This is a genomic window from Catenulispora sp. GAS73 (genome assembly GCF_041262085.1).
Lineage (GTDB): Bacteria > Actinomycetota > Actinomycetes > Streptomycetales > Catenulisporaceae > Catenulispora.
Genome location: NZ_JBGCCM010000005.1, coordinates 185,999 through 206,955 on the forward strand (window position 1 = coordinate 185,999; position 20,957 = coordinate 206,955).

A 20,957-nucleotide genomic window follows, 5' to 3' on the forward strand; every position below is an offset into this window, starting at 1 on the left:
CTGTGCTACGTCACGGCAAGCTCCAGGGTGCGGCCGGGCGCCCATCGATCGCGATGGATCAGCCCCGGCCGCACCGGCCCCGCGTGAGTCGGACTCCTCTGGCGCCGCGCCGCTACTTGACGGTGAAGCCCTGGTCCTTGGCGTACTTGGTCGAGGCGTCCTGCCAGGCCTTGAGCCCGTCGGCCAGCGACGAGCCGCCGATGTAGGCCTTGCCGGCGGTGTCGTTGAAGACGCTGTTGGCGTAGACCTGGAACGGCAGGTACGTCCAGCCCGGCGCGACCTCGGACGCGCTCTGCGCGAGCACCTGGTTGATCTTCTGGTCGCCGAAGTAGGCGTCCGACTTGTTCAGGAAGTCCGGCGAGTTCAGCTGCTTCACCGTGGCCGGGAAGGCGCCGTTGTCCACGCGACTCTGCGCGCCCTCGTCGACGGTGGCGTACTTCAGGAAGGCGTAGGCCAGCTTCTGGTTGGTGCTGGCCTTCATCACGGCCAGCGAGCTGCCGCCGTTCTCCGAGGTGACCTTGCCGCCGGCCGTCCACTGCGGCATCGGCGCGACCCGCCACTGGCCGGACCCGTTCTTCACACCGGACTCCAGCGAGGCGGGCATCCAGGCGCCGATGGTCAGGGAGGCGATCTTGCCGGTGTTCATGCCCTGGTACCAGGCGTCGCTCCAGGAGCTGATCGGCGCCAGGTCGTGCCCGTCGATGAGCTGCTGCCAGGCGGCGGTGAACTTCTGGGTGCCGGGGTCGGTGGCGAAGTTGACGCCGACGTTGGTGCCGTCGACCGTGTACGGCTTGCCGCCGGCCTGCCAGATCATGCTGGTGGTGAAGCCCGCGTCGCCGGTGTCGTTGGTGATGTAGGCGGTCGGGTCGGCGGCGTGGATCTTCTTCGCGTCGGCGATGTACTCGTCCCACGTGGCCGGGGGCGTGGTGATGCCGTTCTTGTCGAAGACCGTCTTGTTGTAGAACAGCGCCATCGGGCCGGAGTCCATCGGCAGGCCGTAGACGCCGCCAGCGGATTGGACCGCGTTCCACGGGCCGGGGGTGAAGGTGCCGTTCAGCGCCGCGGCGCCGAACTGGTCCAGGTTCGCCACCGACTTGGTCAGCTCGAACTGCGGCAGCGCGTAGTACTCGATGTGCGCGACGTCCGGGACGCCCTTGCCGGCCTGGACCGCGTTCTGCAGCGCCTTGTACTCGTCGTTGCCGGTGCCGGCGTTGACCAGGTTGACGTGCACGTTCGGGTACTTGGTCTGGAAGTCGGCGACCACCTTCTTCAGGGTCGGCTCCCAGGCCCAGACGGTCAGGTTCCCGCCGGCGGTCAGCGCCGCCTGCAGGTCGGCGTCGGTGACCGTGGCGGACTGCGACGAGCCGCCGGAGCCCTTGCTGCCTCCGCTGCTGGAGGAGCTGCCGCAGGCGGTGGCCGCGAGCGCCACGGCCAGTGCGGTCGCGCCCAGCAGGACGCCGCGACGACGGGTTATGGTCATTGCTGTTCCCTTCTCTTGCATCGGAGGGTTCCGCGGTCGGGCCGGGGCGCCGTCAACCTTTCACGCTTCCGGCGCTCAGGCCCGACTGCCAGTACCGCTGGAGCAGCAGGAACGCCGCGATCAGCGGGATGATCGTGATCACCGAGCCGGTGATGACGAGGTTGAAGACCACGTCGCCGCCGGCCGTGTGGGCCTGGTCGTTCCAGGTGCTCAGGCCCAGCGTCAGGGGGTACCAGTTCTGGTCCTTCAGCATGATCAGCGGCAGGAAGTAGTTGTTCCAGGTCGTGACCACGTTGAACAGCAGCACCGTGACGATGCCGGGGCCCAGCAGCGGCAGGCTCACGGAGAAGAAGGTGCGGAACTCCCCCGCGCCGTCCATCCGGGCCGACTCCATGATCTCGGCCGGGACCGCCTCGGCACTGAAGGTCCACATCAGGTACAGACCGAACGGCGAGATCAGCGAGGGGATGATGATCGCCCACGGGGTGTCGGTGAGCCCCATCTTGGAGAACATCAGGAACGTCGGGACGGCCAGCGCCGTGGCGGGGACGGCGACCGCGCCGATCACGATGGCGAAGACAGCCTTCTTGCCCACGAAGTCGAACTTGGCCAGGCCGTAGCCGGCCAGCGTGGCCAGGACGGTGGCGCCGCCGGCGCCGACGACGACGTACAGCAGGGTGTTGAGCAGCCAGCGGCCGAAGATGTCGTGCTGGTAGCTGAAGGTGCTGCCGACGTTGGAGAAGAACCCGAATCCCTTGAACCACAGCCCGAAGGAGTTGAACAGGTTCTGCTGGGTCTTGGTCGCGTTGATCGCCAGCCAGGCCAGCGGCAGCAGCGTGTAGACCGCCATCACCGCGCACAGCACGGTCAGCGTCACGCTCTTGCGCGGTCGCTGCGACACGCGCCGGGCCTTGGCCCGGATCGGCGGGGTGGCGTTACGGGGACGTCCCCGGTTAGCCGTCTGCACCGTTTCCAAAGGCTCCGTGGTCATCGGCTCAGCCCGCCTTTCGCATGCCGCGCAGCTGGACGGCGTAGGCGACGATCATCGTGGCCACGCCCATGACGATGGCGACGGTCGCGGAGTAGTTGAACTGCTGGCCGTCGAAGGACAGCGAGTAGGCGTAGTAGTTCGGCGTGTAGTACGTGGTGATCGCGTTCGGCGCCAGGTGCTTGAGGATGCTGGGCTCGCTGAACAGCTGGAAGCTGCCGATGATCGAGAAGATCGTCGCGATGACCAGGGCCGGACGCAGCGCCGGGAGCTTGATCGACCAGATGATGCGGAACTGGCCGGCGCCCTCGATCGCCGCCGCCTCGTACAGCGAGGGGTTCACCACCCGCAGCGCGGAGTAGATGATCAGCATGTTGTAGCCGACCCACTCCCAGGTCACGATGTTGCCGATGGAGGCCAGGATCAGGTGCGGCGAGAGCGGATCGGGCAGCGTGACGCCGAAGTGCTTGTCGATGTCGCGGACCAGGCCGAACTGGGTCCCGTACATGAAGCTCCACATGAGCGTGGCGACGACGGCGGGGACCGCGTAGGGAAGGAACACCGAGATCCGGAAGAACGCCGCGCCGTAGAGCCGGCCGCTGTCGATGGCCAGCGCCAGCAGCAGGGCCAGGCCGAGCATGATCGGGACCTGGACCACCAGGAACAGCGCGACCCGGGCGAAGGACGTCCAGAACTGCGAGTCGTGGATCGCGTCGCTGTAGTTCTGCAGGCCGACGAACTGTGTGCCGCCGATCAGCTTGGTCTTGTACAGGCTCAGGTAGATCGAGTAGCCGATCGGGGCGAGGAAGACCAGCGCGAACAGGGCCATGAAGGGGCTGACGAACTTCCAGCCGGCCAGGGACCGCCGCCGTCCCGCGGCGCGGCGCGGGGCCGGGCGGCGGGCGAGGTCCAGGGGTGGGGACGTCATGGTCTGTCTTCGCTCCTTGCTTCGCTTCGGATCTGCGGTACTCGGGGGGACCGCGGGCACTAGGGCAGGACGAACGTCTCGAAGGCCAGCACCGCCATGCCCAGGGACACCGGGTTGTCGGCGATGCGGGAGGCGGCCAGGGTGACCGCGTCGTAGGGGACGGTCAGGGAGAACTCCTTGACCACCGGCTCGACCGCGGCCAGCAGCGGCTCGCCGAAGGCGGCGCTGACCCAGCCGCCGACCACCAGCAGCTCCGGGTTCAGCATGTTGACGGCGTTGGCCAGGGCCATCCCCAGCGGCCGGGCGAACCGCTCCAGCGTGGCCACCGCGACCGGATCGGCGCGGCGGGCCGCCTCGGCCAGCTTGGCCACGGTCGCGGCCTGGTCGCCGGGGACCAGCAGCGGGCTGTCGGGATCGACCTCGGTCAGCAGGTCGAGCAGCGCGGCGGCGCCGACGTAGGCCTCGACGCAGCCGCGGCTGCCGCAGTGGCACGGCAGGCCGTCGGCGACGAGCACCGTGTGGCCCCACTCCCCCGCGCTGTTGGTGCGGCCGCGCAGCAGTCGGCCCTCGGCGACGACGCCGAGCCCGACGCCGGTGCCGAGGTTGACCACCACGCTGTCGTCGTGGTCGCCGGCCTCGCCGAACATCATCTCGGCCAGCGTTATCGCCTTCAGCGGGTTGTCCAGCAGCACCGGCAGGTCGCAGCGCTTGGTGAACAGGGAGGTGAACGGCACGCCGTGCCAGCCCCAGTTCGGCGCGTGCACCGAGACCCCGCCCTCGCGGTCCACCTGGCCGGGCAGGCTCACCCCGACCCCGGCGACGTCGGCCGCGCTGACCCCGGCCAGCCCGGCGATCACGCCCTGGATGCTGTCCACGACGTGCCCGACCACCGAGTCGGGGTCGTCGTCGGTCGGCGCCACCGGCATCTGGAAGTGCCCGATCCGCGTCATCGCCTGGTCGAAGATCTCGGCGATGACATGCGTCTCGGCGAGGTCCACGCCGACCAGGTAGGGCGCACCGGCCCGCATCGTCAGCTGGCTGGCCGGACGGCCGCCGCCGGAGCGCGTGCTCTGCGTCTCGGCCAGCAGGCCGGCCGCCGTCAGCTCACCGATGATCGTCCCGGCCGTGGCGACGGACACCCCGAGCTGCGCCGCGACGTCGCCGCGGGTCAGCGTGCGGCCGCCGTAAAAGCTCCGCATCACTTCCACGCGGTTCGCACGGCGCAGGTCGCCGGACAGGCGGGGTCGCATCTCGGGGGCTCCTCGCGGTTCGCAAGTGGTGGGTCGCCGGGCCCGCCGGGGGCTCGGTGAGGCTTGAGATTACGCAGACGTGTCGGGTTCGTAAACCCCTTAGCGAAACCGTTATTAAAAGGGTTATCAAATCGAGGCGCGCGTGCGCGGCCGGCGCGGGTACGGCAGCGCGACCTCAGGAAACAGCGCTCTTTCGGCGCCGGGCGTGCGCTTCGGGCACGTGTGAGCACCACCGGCACGGCCGCGCGGGTGCTGGTGCTGGCGCTGGCGCGTGAACCGGTGCTGGCGCGGGAGCGGGAGCTGGCCCGTGAACCGGTGCTGGTGCTGGTGCTGGTGCTGGAGCTGGCGCGGGAGCGGGAGCTGGCCCGTGAACCGGTGCTGGTGCTGGTGCTGGAGCTGGCGCGGGTGCTGGCGCTGGCGCGGGCGCCGGTGCTGGCGCTGGCGCTGGCGCGGGAACTTGCACGGGCACTGGCGCTGGAGCTGGCGCGGGAACTCGACCTAGAGCTGGCGCGTGAACCGGTGCTGGAGCTGGAGCTGGCGCGTGAACTGGTGCCGGTGCGGGAGCTGTCGCTGGAACTCGACCTAGACCTGGCGCGTGAACCGGTGCTGGAGCTGGGATGTCGGCAGCCGGGCCGCCACGGCCCGCCGCGATCAGCCCTCCGCCGTCGCCGGCCCCGCCGTCGAAGCCCTGACCACCAGCCGGGTCGGCAGCATGATGTGCGTGGTGTCCGGCTCCGCCTCGCCGCGGATCAGTCCGATCAGCAGCTCGACCGCGCGCCGGCCCATCTCGCGGATCGGCTGCTCGACCGTGGTCAGCATCGGGGTGCAGCGCGTGGCCTCGGGGATGTCGTCGAAGCCCACCACCGACAGGTCCTCCGGGACGCGCAGGCCCATCCGGTGCGCCACCTCGATCGTCGCGATCGCCGAGAGGTCGTTGGCCGCGAACACCGCGGTGGGCCGGTCGGGGGCGGCCAGCAGGCGTGCGGCCTGCTCGGCGGCGGTGTCCGGGTCGTAGGAGCCGAGCCGGAGGAGGTCTTCGTCCACTGCGACGCCGGCGGCGGCCATCGCCTGGCGGAAGCCCTGCTCGCGTAGCTGCGCGGACAGCAGGTCCGGCCTTCCGGTGAGCATCGCGATCCGGCGGTGGCCCAGGGCCAGCAGGTGCTCGGTGGCCGCGTGCGCGCCGCGCAGGTTGTCCGAGTCGACGGTCGGGCGGCCGCCGGGGCCGGTGTGCGGGTCGACCGCGACCACCGGGGCGCCGTATTGCAGGTCCACCACGGTCGGGGTGACCAGGACGGCGCCGTCCACCAGTGTCCCGGACAGCCGCGACAGGTAGCGGCGCTCCCAGCCCACCTGGTCGCGGGCGCGGCCGCCGGCCGAGTAGACCACGAGCTCGAAGCCCGATCCGCGGATCGCGTCGCCGGCGCCCTTGAGCAACTCGGCGCTGAAAGGTTCAAGGTCGGCCACCAGGATCCCGATGACGTTCGTCTGGTGGTTGCGCAGGCTCTGCGCCACCAGGCTCGCCTCGTATCCGAGCTCTTCTATCACGGCCTTGACACGGGCCGTGGTGTCCGCGGACACGCCGTAGCGGTCGTTGAGCACCTTGGAGACCGTGGCGACCGAGACGCCGGCCAGCCGGGCGACGTCGCGGATGGTCACGCGCGAAGGAACGGGATCGGTCTGCACGCGGCCCAGGATACTGCCCGCCGAAAACGATATCGATAACGATTGACACGATGTTTCGGCGAGCGCAGACTCTGACCCGCCCGCCCCCGGCGCGGATCTGGTGGCTCTCGCGTTGCCAAGGCTTTGTCCAGAAGTGGATCAAGGTGAGCACCCGCGCTCGCAGGCGGACCGGTAGTCCTCCGACGGAAGGAGCACCACCCATGCACAACCGCAGACTGGCCGCCGCGCTGGCGGTCGTGGCCAGCGCCGCGCTGGCCGGCAGCCTGGCCCTGGTCAGACCGGCGGCCGCGGACACCTCGCTGAAGCAGCTCGCCGAGGGCAAGGGCAAGTACTTCGGCACCGCGCTGGTGCAGTCGAACCTGTCCAACTCCACGCTGGTCGGGGTCGCGACGTCGCAGTTCGACATGATGACGCCGGGCAACGAGATGAAGTGGGACACCACCGAACCCTCGAACGGGAGCTTCAACTTCGGCCCCGGCGACGCCCTGGTCGCCTTCGCGCAGGCGCACTCGATGCGCGTGCGCGGGCACAACCTGGTGTGGCACAGCCAGCTGCCCGGGTGGGTGTCGAGCCTGCCGTCGAACCAGGTGCAGGCGGCGATGGAGACCCACGTCACCACCGAGGCCACGCACTACAAGGGCGAGGTGTACTCCTGGGACGTCGTCAACGAGCCCTTCAACGAGGACGGCACGCTGCGCCAGGACGCGTTCTACAACGCCATGGGCACCGGCTACATCGCCGACGCGATACGTACGGCGCACGCCGCCGACCCGAACGCAAAGCTCTACCTGAACGACTACAACATCGAGGGCGAGAACGCCAAGAGCAACGGCATGTACTCGCTGGTGCAATCGCTGCTGGCGCAGGGCGTGCCGATCGGCGGGGTCGGCCTGGAGAGCCACTTCATCCTGGGCCAGGTCCCGTCCACCATGCTGGCGAACATGCAACGCTTCGCGGCGCTCGGCCTGGACGTGGCGGTGACCGAGCTCGACGACCGCATCCAGCTCCCGGCCAGCTCGGCGAACCTCCAACAGCAGGCCACCGACTACTCGACGGTGGTCTCGGACTGCCTGGCGGTCACGCGGTGCGTCGGCGTCTCGCAGTGGGGCGTGGGCGACGCGGACTCGTGGATCCCGGGCGCCTTCTCCGGCTACGGCGCGGCGACCATGTACGACCAGAACTACCAGCCGAAGCCGGCCTACACCGCGTCGGTCAACGCGCTCGGCGGTTCGGGCGGGTCGAGCTCGTCGAGTCCGAGCACGCCGACGTCGTCGAGCTCGTCGTCGGGCGGCGGCGGTGGCGGTGCGGCGTGCAAGGTGAGCGACACGGTAGACGCCTGGAACACCGGGCTGACGGAGAACATCACGATCAGCGACACCGGATCGGCGGCGGTCAACGGCTGGCGCCTGGTGTTCACGCTGGCGCCGGGCCAGACCATCACCAACGGCTGGAACGCCACCTACAGCCCGTCCTCCGGCCAGGTGACGGCCACGAACGCGAGCTACGACGGGGCGATCGCGCCGGGCGGCTCGGTGAGCATCGGGTTCCAGGCCACCCACACCGGGAACGCCGCGGCGCCGGCGTCGTTCAGTCTCAACGGTCAGGCCTGTAGCAGTTAACAACCAGCGAGCGGCAACGGTGCCGACCGCGGTCAGCACCGTTGCCGCTCAGCGGTTGTCAGGCCTCTGGAGTGCGGACAAGCCCTGCTCCGGAGCGCTTCGTACTGGCTACGCTCTGGGCATGAGCGTGGATCCCGAGGACCGGTTCGAACTGCCGCGGAAGTTCCAGCACGGAGTCATCCGGCGGGAGCGCTGCGACCGGGTGGACGTCGAGACGGTCTCGACGGGCGCCTCCGGGACGGACCCGCAGGGGCATGCGACGTGGCGCAGCATCGACCTCGTCGTGGCGAAGCAGGGGCCGGCCGCGGCGGTGCGCGCGTTCGCCGAGACCAGCGCCGAGGACGTGAACTTCACCGGCTACAGCTGGGGCCGCGGCACCGTCTACGACAGCAAGCTCGCCGACCGTCGCTGGCCTTTGATGCTGCGGCTGCTCGATCTGGTGCGCTCGGCGTCGGACGAGGAGTACGCCGAGGCCATCGCGACGGCGGAGAAGATGCGCGACGAGTTCCCGGTGCCGGCGGCCCGCGCGGCCATGGCGGTGCTGGCGCTCGACCGGCCGGAGTGGTGCTCGGCGGACATCGCGGACTACTCCGCGGAGAGCGACCACGACAACTACACCGCCAGGCTCCTGATGCTCGCGTCGACTTCGCGGGAGCAGGCGCGGGAGTTGGGCCGGCGGATCCGGGACTGGATGTGGGTCAACGACGACCGGCGCGCGGAGGGGACGTTCCTGGCCACGATCGACGCCGGGGCGGACGAGTTCTTGATCGGGTGTCTGGAGAAGAGCCGGTGGCACGCGCTCAATCTGCTGCCGAAGCTGCCGAGCGAGTTGGCCGTCAACACCCTGATCGGGGAGTTGGGGCCGAAGGACGCGCAGGCCGCGTTGCTGGACGCGGCCAAGCGGTTCCCGCGCCGGGTGCTGCGGTGGTTGGCCGAGGCGGAGCCGGCGACGCAGGTGGATTACGTGCTGCGGTTACATGTCGCGGCTGATCCTGAGCGTGCGCGTTCGGAGCTGGGAAGGCTTTCGGACGTCGCACGGCAGCGGGTGGAGGCGTTGCTCGGTACAGCTGGTACAGGCGGTGGTTCCGGGGCTGCCACCGAGGCCGAACTCCCCCGGGTTCTGGTCGTACCTCCGTGGACGGATCGCGAGGCGGGCAAACCGGTCCCGCTCAAGGGCCTGCCGATTCCGGCGCCGTACTTCTGCTGGCCCTCGCGCCAGAGCGCGGGACGGACCTCGATCCCCGAGCCGGATCCTTCGACAGCGGACCCGAAGGATCAGAGCACGATCGTGCTGACCTTGGCGGACTGGTTGAACTCGGAGTACGAGCCGTATTCGGAGGCCGCTGACGTCTTCTTCCGGCGCTATCCGGAGCAGGCGGTGCGGCACCTGTTGCCCAGCGCGCTCGGCACGGCCGGCCCCGAGCGCAGGTCGGCCGAGGCCGCGGTGCGGTTCGTGGCCCGGCACCGGCTGGCCGACGTCGTCGCGCTGGCCGCCGAGTCCGGGGCGGAGGCGGCGGCCGCGACGCGGGCCGTGCTGGACCGGCGGGGGCTGGACGTCTTCCCGAAATCGATGCCGGCGGTGCCGTTGTGGGCCGATCCGGCTTCGCTGCCGGGGATCCTGCTGGCCGGCCGGGAGGCGGCGCTGCCGATATCCGCCGTACGCGTGGTGGTGCAGATGCTGACCATCTCCTCGCGCCGGGAGGCGGCGCCTTACGGCGGGATCGAGATCGTCGCAGAAGTCTGTGATCGCGATTCGCTGGCCGAGTTCGCGTGGGGGCTGTTCGAGAACTGGGCCGGGGCCGGGTATCCGACCAAGAAGCTGGGCTGGGCGTTCGACTCGCTGCTGTGGTTCGGGAACGAGGAGACCGTCCGACGGCTGGCCCCGCTGGTGCGGGCCTGGCCCGGCGAGGGCGGGTCGGCGCGGGCGGCCGGCGGGCTGGACGTGCTGATCGCCGTCGGCGGGGAGGAGGGGCTGCGCGAGGTCTACGACATATCGCAGCGGTCGCAGTTCGCCGCGCTGCGCACCGAGGCCGCCAAGCGGATCGCGAAGGTGGCGGCGGCGCGGGGGCTGAGCGCGGACCAGTTGGAGGATCAGCTGGTGCTGGATCTGGGCGCCGGAGTGGAGGGGACGGTGCGGCTGGACTACGGCGCGCGCCAGTTCAACGTCGGGTTCGACGAGTTCGTGCAGCCGTATGTCATCGATGCTGTCGGCAAGCGTCGTCGGTCGCTGCCGAAGCCGACCGCGAAGGACGACGCCGAGCTCGCGGCCGAGGCGCAACAGCGTTTCAGTGAGCTGCGGAAGGACGCGAAGACGCTCGCGGTGCGGCAGGCGGCTCGGCTGGAGCGGGCGATGGTGACCGGTCGGCGCTGGTCGGGTGCGGAGTTCCGGGCCGTGTTCGTCGAGCATCCTCTGATGCGGCTGCTGGGGCGGCGGCTGGTGTGGGGCGAGTTCGACGGGGCGGGGACGCTGGGTGCGACGTTCCGGATCGCGGAGGACGGGACGCTCGCGGACGTCGCCGACGAGCGGTTCGTGTTCGGCGCGGGCACCGCCCCGAGCACCATCGGCCTGGTGCACCCCGTGGACCTCGGCAGCGACCTGGCGCGCTGGGCCGAGATCTGCCACGACTACGAGATCATCCAGCCCTTCCCGCAGGTCGGCCGCCCGGTGTTCACCCTGACGCCGGCCGAGCGCGAGGCGACCCGCCTGGACCGCTTCTGCGGCGCGCAGCTGCCGACCGACCGCCTGCTGACGCTACATCGCAGCCCCGGCTGGGGCTCGGCCGCGCTGTGGGACGCCGGACGCACCGTGGCGACGGGGCGCCGGCTGGCCGATCGCAGGATCCTGATCGTGCGCGTCAGCCCCGGCTACCGCGAGGGCCGCCTCGCCGACACCCCGGAGCAGACGATCGCGGACGTCTGGATCAGCGCCACCGACGCCAACGGCCGGCACGGCAAGCGCGACCAGGCGCTGAAGCTCGGCGTGCTCGACGCGGTGGCGGCCAGCGAGATCGTCGCCGACCTGGCCGCGGCAGTGGGGGCATGAGACTTCGCGGCGCCCGGCAGCGGATCAGCGGCTACCGGACCTCGGGCTTTCGCAGGAAGCTGCGAAGCCGCGTCAGGCTCCAGGTGTTGATGACGTCGTCCTTCGTGAGCCAGCCGCGCTGCGCCATGGCGATGCCGAAGCGCTGGTTCTCCAGGGCCGGGGTGGAGTGCGCGTCGCTGTCGATCGCGAACTTCACGCCGTGCTTCTTCGCGGCCATGACCTGCTCGTCGTTCAGGTCGAGGCGTTGCGGTGAGGCGTTGATCTCCAGGGCGGTGCCGGTGCGGGCGGCTGCGGCGAAGACGGCGTCGAGGTCGACGTCGATGGGGGCGCGGCGGTCGAGGAGGCGGGTGGTGAGGTGGCCGATGATGTTTACGTAGGGGTTCTCGCATGCTCGGATCAGGCGTTTGGTCTGGGCGGCGCGGTCCAGGCCGAAGGAGGAGTGGATGGAGGCCACGCAGATGTCGAAGCCGGCCAGGAACTCCGCGGGCCAGTCCACGTCGCCGGCGGCGTCGATGTTGAGTTCGGTGCCGTGGAGCAGGCGCATGCCGCGGTAGGTGCGGTCCAGTTCTCGGACGCGGTCGCGCTGGGCCAGCATCTTGTCGTCGGTCATGCGCTGCATCACGAGGTTCGGCGCGTGGTCGGTGACGGCGTAGTAGGCGTATCCGAGGTCCGCCGCCGTCTCCAGCATCGTCTCCAGCGACGCCAGGCCGTCGGTGAGGTCGGTGTGCGTGTGCAGGTCGCCGCGCAGGTCCTTCAGCTGGACCAGGTCCGGGAGGTCGCCGGCCAGGGCGGCTTCGATCTCGCCGCGGTCCTCGCGCAGGGTCGGCGGGATCCACGGGAGGTCCAGCGCGGCGTAGACCTCCTTCTCGGTGCGGGAAGCGAGCTTCTTGCCGGACTCGACGTCGAAGAGCCCGTACTCGGAGAGCTTCAGGCCCTGCTTGACGGCCCGGCCGCGGAGCTTGATGTTGTGGGCGCGGGAGCCGGTGAAGTAGATCAGGGCGGCACCCCAGTCGGCCGGCGGGACGACTCGCAGGTCCACCTGCAGGCCCCTGTCGGTGCGGATCGAGGTCTTGGTCGTGCCGCTGCCGATGACGTCGGCGACCTCGGGACGACTGAGCAGCGCGGCCATCAGCGGCGCGGAGTCGGTCGCCGTGGCGAGGATGTCGATGTCGCCGACGGTCTCCCGCATACGGCGCAGGGACCCGGCGTAGTCGCACTTCTTGCAGCCCGGGACCGCCCCGATCTCGGCGACCAGGTCCTCGGCCAGGTCCAGGGCGGTGTTCAGCAGGGTCCGCCCGGAGGTCAGGCTGAGCTGGTCGATGCCGTGCCGGATGTTCTCAACGGTCTTGTCGCCGAGCCCGGGCAGGCCTTTGAGCTTGCCCTCGTCCACAGCCTTGCGGAGCTCGTCGACGGACTTGATACCGAGCTTGCGGTAGAGGAGTACGGCCGTCTTGGGCCCGACGCCGGGGATCTGGGTGACCTCGCGGACCCCCGGCGGCATCTTGGCACGCAGCGCTTCGAGCGCGGCGATGCGGCCCGTGGCGAGGTATTCGGTGATCTTGTCCGCGGTCGAGTCGCCGACGCCGGGGATGGCGCGCAGGCCTGCCTCGTCCAGGTGCGCCAGGTCCCCCGGATAGCCGCCGACCGAACGGGCGGCCTTCTCGTAGGACCGGGCCCGGAACGCGTTGCCGCCGGTGAGGAGGATGAGGTCGGCGTACTCGCGGAGCAGCGCGCCGACCTCGTCGTTGAGCCGGGCCATGGGGTCAGTCTAGGAAGGCGGCGGGGTTGGCACATCCTGCGCGGTCGCGGTGGGCTGGGGCGGCGGCCACGGCCGGGGCTCCAGGTCCAGCACGTGCCGGGCCTCGAACCCGAGCAGCCGCTCCGCAGCCCGCAGATCCAGCGGCGCCGCGCGTCCCGGCATCGGCGCGCGCACCTCCGCATCCGGGTGGTAGGCCGCGAGTAAATCAGCAGTCGGATACGGCGCCATCGTGTCGGGCGCGGCCACGAACACCGTGTGAAACCCTTGCAGCGGCACGGTTATCGCCAGCCACGCCGCCTGCGCCGCGTCGCGTACGTCAAGGTACGCCCACAGCTCCGGTGCCCCGACCGCCGGGTCGTCGGCGAGCAGCGGCAGCCGGTGGGCGGCCCGCGCGTCGTCGCTGACGAACGGGAACCTCAGCGCGACGACGTCCATCCCGTGCCGCCGCGCCATCATCTCCGACGTCGCCTCGTCCACCTGCTTGGACAGCCCGTACGGGTCCTCCAACTGCAACGGCGCGTCCTCATCGATCGGGACGTACGTCGGGTGCAGCGTCCGACTGGCCCAGGGCAGGCCGAGGATCGACAGGCTACTGGCCACCGCCGCGCGCCGGACGCCCGAGCGGCCCGCCTCTTCGAGCACGTTGAACGTGGCGCGGGTGTTGCCGCCGAACACCTCCAGCGCGGCGCCGTGCAGCGGCGTCGGCAGCGCGGCCAGGTGCACCACCGCGTCCACGTCTGCCAGGGCCTCGCGCACCAGGTCCGGGTCGCCGGCGTCGCCGACCGCGACCCGGTCCGCGCCGATCGCGGCCAGGTCGCCGGGGTCCTCGTAGACCAGCGCGGTGACGGCGGCGCCGTGCTCGGCGAAGGCGCGCGTCACCACCCGGCCGACCAGGCCCGCGGCGCCGGTCACCAGGACCCGGCGCGGCGTGGGGAACTGCGGCGTGGGGAGCTCCGGGCTCACAGGGCTCACGGGGCCTCCAGCCCGCCGTCGGGACGGCGCACGCCGGCCGACCACCGCTCGTGCAGGAACTTCACCGGCGGGTGCTCGGCCGCCGCCTTCTCGTCGAGCTCGATGCCCCAGCCAGGCGCGTCCGAGGGGTACATGTGCCCCTCGCGCACGACCGGTGTGCCGGGGAAGACCTCGTGCGTGGCGTCGTTGTACGTATGCGACTCCTGATACCCGAACGCGGGCGTGGATATGTCCACGGCGAGGTTCGCCGCGACGCCGACCGGCGAGACGTCCGCCGGGGAGTGGAACGCGGTGCGCACGCCGAGCAGTTCGCACAGCGCGACGATCTTGCGGGTCGGGGTCAGGCCGCCGACCGCCGACGTGTGCAGCCGCAGCAGGTCCACGCCGCCGTCGCGCACCAACCGGACCGCGTCGGGCACCGAGCCGAGCTGTTCACCCACTGCGATCGGCACCGGCGAGGCGGCGCGCACCTCGGGCAGGCGGTCGTAGAGCTCGGGGGCGATGACGTCTTCCAGGAAGGAGAGCCGGTAGGGCTCCAGGGCGCGCGCCAGGACCACGGCCTGCTTCGGGGTGAGGCGGCTGTGGACGTCGTGCATCAGGTTCACGCTGTCGCCGAGCCGTTCGCGGGCGGCGGCGAACAGCCGTGGGGCGTCGCGCAGGTACTGCTCGACGGCCCAGCCGTCCGGATGCGGTGAGCGGGGATAGCCGCCGGGGGTGCCGGGGGCGCCGTACGTGCCCAGGCCCGGGCCGCCGACCTGGAGCCGCACGTTCCGGTAGCCCTCGGCCATCAGCTGCTCGGCCTGCTCCAGCGTCGCCTCGATCGTGCCGCCGGCGGCGTGCGAGTAGACCTCGACCGCGGCGCGGCTGCGGCCGCCGAGCAGCTCGTAGACCGGCATGCCGGCGCGCTTGCCTGCGATGTCCCACAGCGCCTGGTCCAGGCCGGACAGGGCGTTGTTCAGCACCGGGCCGTTGCGCCAGTAGGAGGAGTAGTGGATCAGCCTCGTGATGTCCTCGATGTCGGCCGGGTGGCGGCCGACCGCGAGCGGGCCGACCTGCTCGTCGACCGCGGCGGCGACGGCCGCGTAGCGCTGGGTGAAGGTGGCGCAGCCGAGGCCGTGGAGGCCGTCTTCGGAGGTGTCGACCCGGACCACGACCAGGGGCTGGCCCTCGGGGGCGGTGACGATGGCCCGGACGCGGGTGATGCGGAGGCTGTCGCGGGACGACCACGGGGGTTGGGCTTGCGGGAGGGCTCCGGAGGCGTCGAGGAGGCGGTTGGGGTCGCTCACGGTGTTCCTTTGCAAAACGTTTTGTATTCTGGCTCAGAAGAATGTCATGGGCCCCAACCGGTGTCAACGATTACCACCCCGACGGATCGGAGAGCTCAGTGGCGCAGCAGGGCCGCAAGCGGCACGTCAGCATCACCGACGTCGCCCAGCAGGCGGGGGTCAGTATCACGACGGTCTCGCACGTGCTGTCCGGCCAGCGGCCGGTGTCGGCGGCGACCACGGCGAAGGTGCGGCGAGTGATCGCAGAGCTCGGGTACGAGCCGAACCAGCTGGCGCGCGGGCTGCGGTTGCAGCGCACGAACACCGTGGCGCTGGTGATCCCCGACATCACGAACCCGTTCTACCCGCAGATCGCGCGCGGGCTGCAGAACGTGCTGGGCCCGGCGGGGCTCCAGGTGCTGGTGACCAGCACGGACGCGGACCCGGCGGTCGAGGACGCCGCGGTGCAGCAGATGATCACGCGCCGCGTCGACGGCCTGGCGTTCGCCGGCTACCAGACCGACCACCGGCGCGTCTCCCCCGCCGCCGAGGTCGGGATCCCGGTGGTGCTGCTCGGCGGCCGGACCGCGCGCCCGGGGATCGACGTGGTCAGCTCCGACGATGTGGCGGGCGGCGAGATCGCGGCCGGGTACCTCGTCGAGCGCGGCTACCGGCGCATCGCCTTCATCACGGGCCCCGGACGCGTCGGGGCGCCCGCCAACCGCGTCCTGGGCTACCGGCACGCACTGCGCGAGGCGGGGATGCCGAGCTCGGCGCCGCTAGTGGTGCGCGAGGAGATCAGCCGCGACGGCGGCGCCCGCGCGATGGAGCGGCTGCTCGCGCTGCGCCAGCCGCCCGACGCGGTGCTGTGCACCAACGACGTGGTGGCGCTCGGCGCCCTGGACGCGGCGAAGGCACGGGGGCTGAGCGTGCCGGGGGACGTGGCGGTGATGGGCTTCGACGACATCGAGATCGCGGCTCTGACCACGCCGCCGCTGACCACGGTCTCGATCCGGCCGCTGGAGCAGGGAGAGGCGATCGGGCGGCTGCTGCTGGGGCGGCTTGACGGCTCGGCGCCTCGGGGGGCGCAGCGGATTCTGTTCGATCCGGCGGTGGTGCGGCGGGAGTCGGCTTGAGGGGGCGCAGGGCAAGAGCGCGGGGGGCGGCGACGCGGCGAGCAGGCGCGTGGCGCGAGCATGGCGGCGCAGCTAGCGGGGAATGCGGCACGCGCGGGGGCACGGCACGTCGCTCAGACGCGGCCGGCGGCGCGGCTCGGCGAGCGAGGCACGCGGCGCGAGCTCGGCAGCGCGGCGAGCAGGGAATGCGGCACGCGCGGGGGCACGGCACGTCGCTCAGACGCGGCCGGCGGCGCGGCTCGGCGAGTGAGGCATGCCGCGCGAGCTCGGCAGCGCGGCGAGCAGGGAATGCAGCACGCGCGGCGGCACGGCAAGTCGGTCAGAGGCGGCAGGCGGCGCAGCTCGGCGAGCGAGGCATGCGGCGCGAGCTCGGCAGCGCAGCGAGCAGGGAATGCAGCACGCGCGGCGGCACGGCAAGTCGGTCAGACGCGGCCGGCGGCGCGGCTCGGCGAGTGAGGCATGCGGCGCGAGCTCGGCAGCGCAGCTAGCGGGGAATGCGGCACGGGCGGCGGCACGGCACGTCGCTCAGACGCGGCAGGCGGCGCGGCTCGGCGAGTGAGGCATGCGGCGCGAGCTCGGCAGCGCGGCACACTCGGCGGCTCGGCGGCTCGGCGGCTCGGCGGCTCGGCGGCTCGGCGGCAGCATCCTGACTCACCGCCCCGCAATCCGGCGCGCGCCTATTGACAGTCCGTCTACTACCGGCGACCGTTGGAGCAGCGCGAAAAGAAACGAGTCCCGTGGCGACGTGCGGTCGCCACGGGACTCCTCGCATCGGTTGATGTCGGCACTCGGGGGGTGTGTGCCACCAACCTAATCGCGATAGTAGCAGTGTTCGAAGATAGTGGAAGGGTCCGCGGGACAGAGCCCTACCGGCGCACCGAAGCCTGCGTGGCCCCGTACTCCTGCGTCCCCTCCGGACCACCACCACCGCCGCCACCACCGCCGCCGCCGTGCCGCGCCTCCCCCGACGGCCGCACCGCGTCAGCGCGCCCCGGCCACCAGGCCGCGTGGCCGACCAGCGCGGTGATCGCCGGCGTGAAGAACATCGACATCACGAACGCCGCGATCGCGATGCCCGCCGAGATCGCGAAGCCCATCTGGGTCAGCGTCGACTGGCCGGCCAGCATCAGCGAGGCGAACGAGCCGGCCAGGATCAGGCCGGCCGCGGCGATCGTCGGCCCGGCGTGCCGGACCGCCTCGGCCGCCGCCTCGCGGGGATTGCGTCCGGCGCGGGCCTCCTCCCGCAGCCGGGTGATCATCAGGATGTTGTAGTCCGTGCCCAGCGCCACCACGAACATGTACATGATCACCGGCAGCATGAAGATCAGGCCGTTGTTGCCGCCGGAGTTCTGGAACAGCAGCACCGTCGCGCCGAGGGTGGCGCCGAAGCCCAGCCCGACCGAGGCCATCAGGTACAGCGGCGCCACGACCGCGCGCAGCACCAGGCCCAGGATCAGGGTGATGATGACCGCCGCGACCGGGAACACCACCGCGTAGTCGTGGTTCACCGCGGACTGGATGTCCACGAAGATCGCGGTCGTGCCGCCGACCACCGCGGCCGTGCCGGCCGGCGCCGCGTGGTGCGCGGTGGTGCGCAGCGGGCCCTTGACCGTGTCCATCGCCGCCGAGGAGGACGGGTCGTGGTTCAGCGTCACCGAGTACAGCGCCACGGTGTTCGTCTCGTTCGGGAACGGCGTCGACACCTGCGCCACGCCCGGGACCGCGGCCAGCGTGCCGCGGTAGGAGTCCAGCTCGCCGGGGGTGAGCTTGGCGCCGTTCGTGGACTTCAGCATGACCTGGCTCGGCATGGTCGCCCCCGCCGAGGCGGCGTCCTGCAGGTTCTTCTGCCACACCGTCGACTCCGAGCCCTTGCCCTGCGAGCCGGAGGACAGGTCGAAGGTCGGGCGGAAGCTGAAGGCGGCGACCGCCAGGGCGGCCATGATGATGCCGGAGACCGCGGCGAAGCGCGCCGGGTGGCGGCCCATGGACCGGCCGATCGCCGCGAAGCGCGCGCCGCGCGGCTCGGTGCGCCAGGCCTTGGACGGCCAGAACACCCGCGTGCCCAGCAGCGAGACCACCGACGGGATCAGCGTCAGGCCGGCGACCAGGGTGACCGCGACGGCGATCGCGAGCGCCGGGCCCAGGGAGCGGAACAGGCCCAGGGTGGACAGCGCCAGCGCCATGAACGAGACGATCACCGCGCCGCCGGCCGAGACGATGGCCTCGCCGGCCCGCGTGACGGCGCCGGCCACGGCCTCCTTCGGGTTGTCCCCGGCCCGCAGCCGTTCCCGGTAGCGGAACATGAAGAACAGGATGTAGTCGGTGCCGACGCCGAACAGCACCACGATCAGCATCGAGGTGACCGAGCTGTCGGTCTTCAGGTCGAAGGCCTTGCTGGCCCAGGCGATGAGCCCGTCGGCGATCTGGGAGACCACGCCGATGGTGATGATCGGCAGCAGCGCCACGACCGGGCTGCGGAAGATGATCAGCAGCAGGATCAGGATCAGGCCGATGGTGGCCACGCCGATGAGCGCCTCGGCCTTGTTGCCGGAGGACTGGGAGTCCAGGGTCTGCGCCGCCGAGCCGGTGATGCCGCCCTTGAGCCCGCTGCCGGCCAGGTCGGCCTGCAGCTGGGTGCGCAGCGCCTTGACCGCGTCGGTCTGGTGCTTCTGCTGCGGGTCGTTGTCGGTGGGCATCTGCACGCCGATGGTCTGCAGGCGGCCGTTCGGCGTGGCCTGGCCGGCCTGGAACGCCGTGATGTCCGGGATGTGCGCGGCCTCCAGCTTGGTGGCCAGCGCGCTCACCCCCGCTGAGTCGGCGGCGGTGAGCGCGCCGTTGTCGGCACGCTCCAGGACGATCATGGCGGCCGGAGCGGCGGCTTGTGGGAAGGCGGCCTGCTGCAGGTTCAGGGCCTGGACCGACTCGTAGTGGCTGGGCAGGAAGCTGGCCTCGTCGGTGGTGGTGGCCAGTTTGGGCGCGAACCCGACCACCGCGACCGCGACGACCACCCAGGCCCCGATCACTCGCCACGGGTGATGGGCCACCCACCGGCCCAGTCGAGGGAAGAAGCCCCGTTCGGCGTCTCCGCCGCCACGGGCCCCCTGCACAGCTTCCTTCATGATCGTTCCTCTCCACGGACCCGCCGGCGCCGCCGGGACGGCCCCGTATCGGCCGCTGGGAGTCGACGCCTGCGGCCGAGCCCGGGATTCGAGCCTAGGTACGCTTCAAGTGTCCGATCGCCGTCCCGGAGTGCCGATTCGACCCGATCGTGTGGCACCGCGGTACCGGCCCGGGCCCATCCTCAAGGCGGACGACCGGCCCTTCGACCGTCGACTATCGTCGAGCTTCGGCCAGCTCATCGGCCATCCGGAGGTGACGGAGAACCATGGTGGACCTCCTGGTGAGGGAAGACAGCGCGACCGCCGCGCCGGCCGGTCCGGCCCTGACGCCAGGCTCGGCCGAATCGGCGGTGCGGCCGGTCACGCCGGGTCTCACGGCTGCCGCGCCCGGGTTCGAGGACGCGCCCGGGTTCGAGGAGCCGGGCACGACGCCGCGGCCGGTCGGGCCCGGATTCGAATGGCCGAGGTCGGCCCGCCGAGTGCAGGCCGCGTTCCGGGGGCACCCCTACCGGCAGGACGTGGTCCTGGCGCTGGGGGTGTTCCTGCTCACCTTGCTGCCCACGCAGGCCGGACAGGGATCGGAGTTGCTGCACGCCTCTCCGCTGTTGGTGGTGACCTCCGTGGTGGAGTCCGCGGCGATCATCTGGCGGCGTCCGGCTCCGGTGGTCATGTACAGCGTGGTGGTCGCCGCCTGCACCGTCGAGTGGGCGGCGGCGCTCAGTTCCTCCAGCGACATCAGCTGGATGATCTGCCTGTACACCGTCGCCAGATACCGCTCCATGACGACGCTGCGGGTGGCGCTGAGCGCCATAGTGCCGAGCCTGGTGGTGCTGGTATGGCGGATGGCGCCGGTGCAGGGCCCGATCCTGGTCTCGTTGTTCTTCCTGGCCACCGGGATCATCGCCAGCGCCGCGCTCGGGCTGATGGCCCGGGAGCGGCAGGCCCAGCTGGCGGCGCTGGCCGAGCGAGCGCACCACGCCGAGCAGCACCGCGAGCAGCAGGCCCGGCTGGCCGTGCTGGCCGAGCGGGCCCGGTTCTCCCGGGAGACCCACGACATCGTCGGGCACAGCCTGGCGGTGATCATCGGGCTGTCCGACGGCGGCGCGCGCCAGGTCGAGGCGCATCCGTGGCGGGGCCGGCAGGTGTTCGAGCTGATCGCCGAGACCAGCCGGCAGTCCCTGGCCGACCTGCGGCAGACGCTCGGGGCGCTGCGGGAGCAGCAGGGCGACGAGGGCGGGAGCGGCGCCGGCGTCCTGGGAGGCGTCGACGCGGAGGCGTTCGCGCCGCAGCCGGGGGTCGCGGACATCTCGGACCTGCTGGAGCGCACCCGCTCGGCCGGGCCGGAGGTGTCCTGCCGGGCCAGTGGCGACACCGCGGCGCTGCCGCGCGGGCTGCAGTCGGCGATCTACCGGATCGTGCAGGAGTCGCTGACCAACAGCCTCAAGCACGCCGGGCCGGACACCACCGTCGAGGTGGTGATCGAGGCCGACGCGCGGTCGCTGCGGATGAGCGTGGCCGACACCGGGCCGGCCAGGACTGCCGGGGCGGCCGGCGCGCGTCGGAGCGTGCCGGCGCCGCACGGCTCGCGCGGGCAGGGCCTTGCCGGGGTGCGGGAGCGCGCGGCGCTGGCCGGGGGCCGGGCCGAGGCCGGGCCGAACGATGCCGGGGGCTGGACCGTGACCGCCCGGTTCCCGCTCGCGGCGCCGGGAGTCTGA

General features: G+C 71.5%; 13 protein-coding genes. 4 read left to right on the plus strand and 9 right to left on the minus strand.

From position 1 onward, the window contains the following. Positions 1–112: 112 nt before the first annotated feature. The 5 genes from ABH935_RS09450 to ABH935_RS09470 form a co-directional block, all read right to left on the minus strand. Positions 113–1,480: a sugar ABC transporter substrate-binding protein gene (locus ABH935_RS09450; RefSeq protein ID WP_370377429.1), complete on the minus strand. Its 1,368-nt coding sequence runs from the start codon at positions 1,478–1,480 to the stop codon at positions 113–115. 52 nt (positions 1,481–1,532) lie between these two features. Next, a complete protein-coding gene (locus ABH935_RS09455; protein WP_370377430.1) occupies positions 1,533–2,471 on the minus strand; it encodes a carbohydrate ABC transporter permease in 939 nt (312 codons plus the stop codon). 4 nt (positions 2,472–2,475) lie between these two features. After that, complete coding sequence (locus ABH935_RS09460) at positions 2,476–3,396, minus strand: carbohydrate ABC transporter permease (protein ID WP_370352105.1); 921 nt, start codon at positions 3,394–3,396, stop codon at positions 2,476–2,478. Between the two features lie 59 nt (positions 3,397–3,455). After that, a complete protein-coding gene (locus tag ABH935_RS09465) occupies positions 3,456–4,646 on the minus strand; it encodes an ROK family protein (protein ID WP_370377431.1) in 1,191 nt (396 codons plus the stop codon). Positions 4,647–5,297: 651 nt separating this feature from the next. After that, positions 5,298–6,329, minus strand: coding sequence for a LacI family DNA-binding transcriptional regulator (locus tag ABH935_RS09470; protein ID WP_370377432.1), 1,032 nt, complete (start codon positions 6,327–6,329; stop codon positions 5,298–5,300). Positions 6,330–6,529: 200 nt separating this feature from the next. Here ABH935_RS09470 and ABH935_RS09475 point away from each other — a divergent pair, with 200 nt between their 5' ends. Both ABH935_RS09475 and ABH935_RS09480 read left to right on the plus strand, forming a co-directional pair. Further along, positions 6,530–7,948 carry an endo-1,4-beta-xylanase gene (locus tag ABH935_RS09475; protein ID WP_370377433.1) on the plus strand — a complete coding sequence of 473 codons (1,419 nt, stop codon included), beginning with the start codon at positions 6,530–6,532 and terminating at the stop codon, positions 7,946–7,948. Positions 7,949–8,069: 121 nt separating this feature from the next. Beyond that, entirely contained in the window at positions 8,070–10,991 is a 2,922-nt protein-coding gene (locus ABH935_RS09480) for a DUF4132 domain-containing protein (protein ID WP_370377434.1), read from the plus strand. A 31-nt stretch (positions 10,992–11,022) separates the two neighbouring features. Here the strand turns inward: ABH935_RS09480 and polX are convergent, their stop codons facing one another. The 3 genes from polX to ABH935_RS09495 are packed head-to-tail and all read right to left on the minus strand — an operon-like array spanning position 11,023 to position 15,008. Continuing rightward, on the minus strand, positions 11,023–12,750 hold the full coding sequence (gene polX / locus ABH935_RS09485) for a DNA polymerase/3'-5' exonuclease PolX (protein ID WP_370377435.1): 1,728 nt from the start codon (positions 12,748–12,750) through the stop codon (positions 11,023–11,025). A 9-nt stretch (positions 12,751–12,759) separates the two neighbouring features. Beyond that, entirely contained in the window at positions 12,760–13,722 is a 963-nt protein-coding gene (locus ABH935_RS09490) for an NAD-dependent epimerase/dehydratase family protein (RefSeq protein ID WP_370377436.1), read from the minus strand. Beyond that, on the minus strand, positions 13,719–15,008 hold the full coding sequence (locus tag ABH935_RS09495) for an enolase C-terminal domain-like protein (RefSeq protein WP_370377437.1): 1,290 nt from the start codon (positions 15,006–15,008) through the stop codon (positions 13,719–13,721). The genes ABH935_RS09490 and ABH935_RS09495 overlap by 4 nt, the downstream gene beginning before the upstream one ends. A gap of 98 nt (positions 15,009–15,106) precedes the next feature. Here ABH935_RS09495 and ABH935_RS09500 point away from each other — a divergent pair, with 98 nt between their 5' ends. Beyond that, positions 15,107–16,123, plus strand: a complete 1,017-nt coding sequence (locus ABH935_RS09500) for a LacI family DNA-binding transcriptional regulator (RefSeq protein ID WP_370377438.1) — start codon at positions 15,107–15,109, stop codon at positions 16,121–16,123. A gap of 866 nt (positions 16,124–16,989) precedes the next feature. On the opposite strand, the gene ABH935_RS09505 is transcribed toward ABH935_RS09500, so the two are convergent. Beyond that, positions 16,990–19,242, minus strand: coding sequence for an MMPL family transporter (locus ABH935_RS09505; RefSeq protein WP_370377439.1), 2,253 nt, complete (start codon positions 19,240–19,242; stop codon positions 16,990–16,992). A 266-nt stretch (positions 19,243–19,508) separates the two neighbouring features. Between ABH935_RS09505 and ABH935_RS09510 the strand changes: the two genes are divergently transcribed. After that, entirely contained in the window at positions 19,509–20,957 is a 1,449-nt protein-coding gene (locus ABH935_RS09510) for a sensor histidine kinase (RefSeq protein ID WP_370377440.1), read from the plus strand.

Excerpts from the sequence above, each read along its gene's own strand:
- ABH935_RS09460 (WP_370352105.1), bottom strand. The coding sequence starts at position 3,396 with ATGACGTCCCCACCCCTGGACCTCGCCCGCCGCCCGGCCCCGCGCCGC.
- ABH935_RS09475 (WP_370377433.1), top strand. The coding sequence starts at position 6,530 with ATGCACAACCGCAGACTGGCCGCCGCGCTGGCGGTCGTGGCCAGCGCC.
- ABH935_RS09505 (WP_370377439.1), bottom strand. The coding sequence starts at position 19,242 with ATGAAGGAAGCTGTGCAGGGGGCCCGTGGCGGCGGAGACGCCGAACGG.
- polX (WP_370377435.1), bottom strand. The coding sequence starts at position 12,750 with ATGGCCCGGCTCAACGACGAGGTCGGCGCGCTGCTCCGCGAGTACGCC.
- ABH935_RS09450 (WP_370377429.1), bottom strand. The coding sequence starts at position 1,480 with ATGACCATAACCCGTCGTCGCGGCGTCCTGCTGGGCGCGACCGCACTG.
- ABH935_RS09480 (WP_370377434.1), top strand. The coding sequence starts at position 8,070 with ATGAGCGTGGATCCCGAGGACCGGTTCGAACTGCCGCGGAAGTTCCAG.
- ABH935_RS09455 (WP_370377430.1), bottom strand. The coding sequence starts at position 2,471 with ATGACCACGGAGCCTTTGGAAACGGTGCAGACGGCTAACCGGGGACGT.
- ABH935_RS09510 (WP_370377440.1), top strand. The coding sequence starts at position 19,509 with ATGGTGGACCTCCTGGTGAGGGAAGACAGCGCGACCGCCGCGCCGGCC.
- ABH935_RS09465 (WP_370377431.1), bottom strand. The coding sequence starts at position 4,646 with ATGCGACCCCGCCTGTCCGGCGACCTGCGCCGTGCGAACCGCGTGGAA.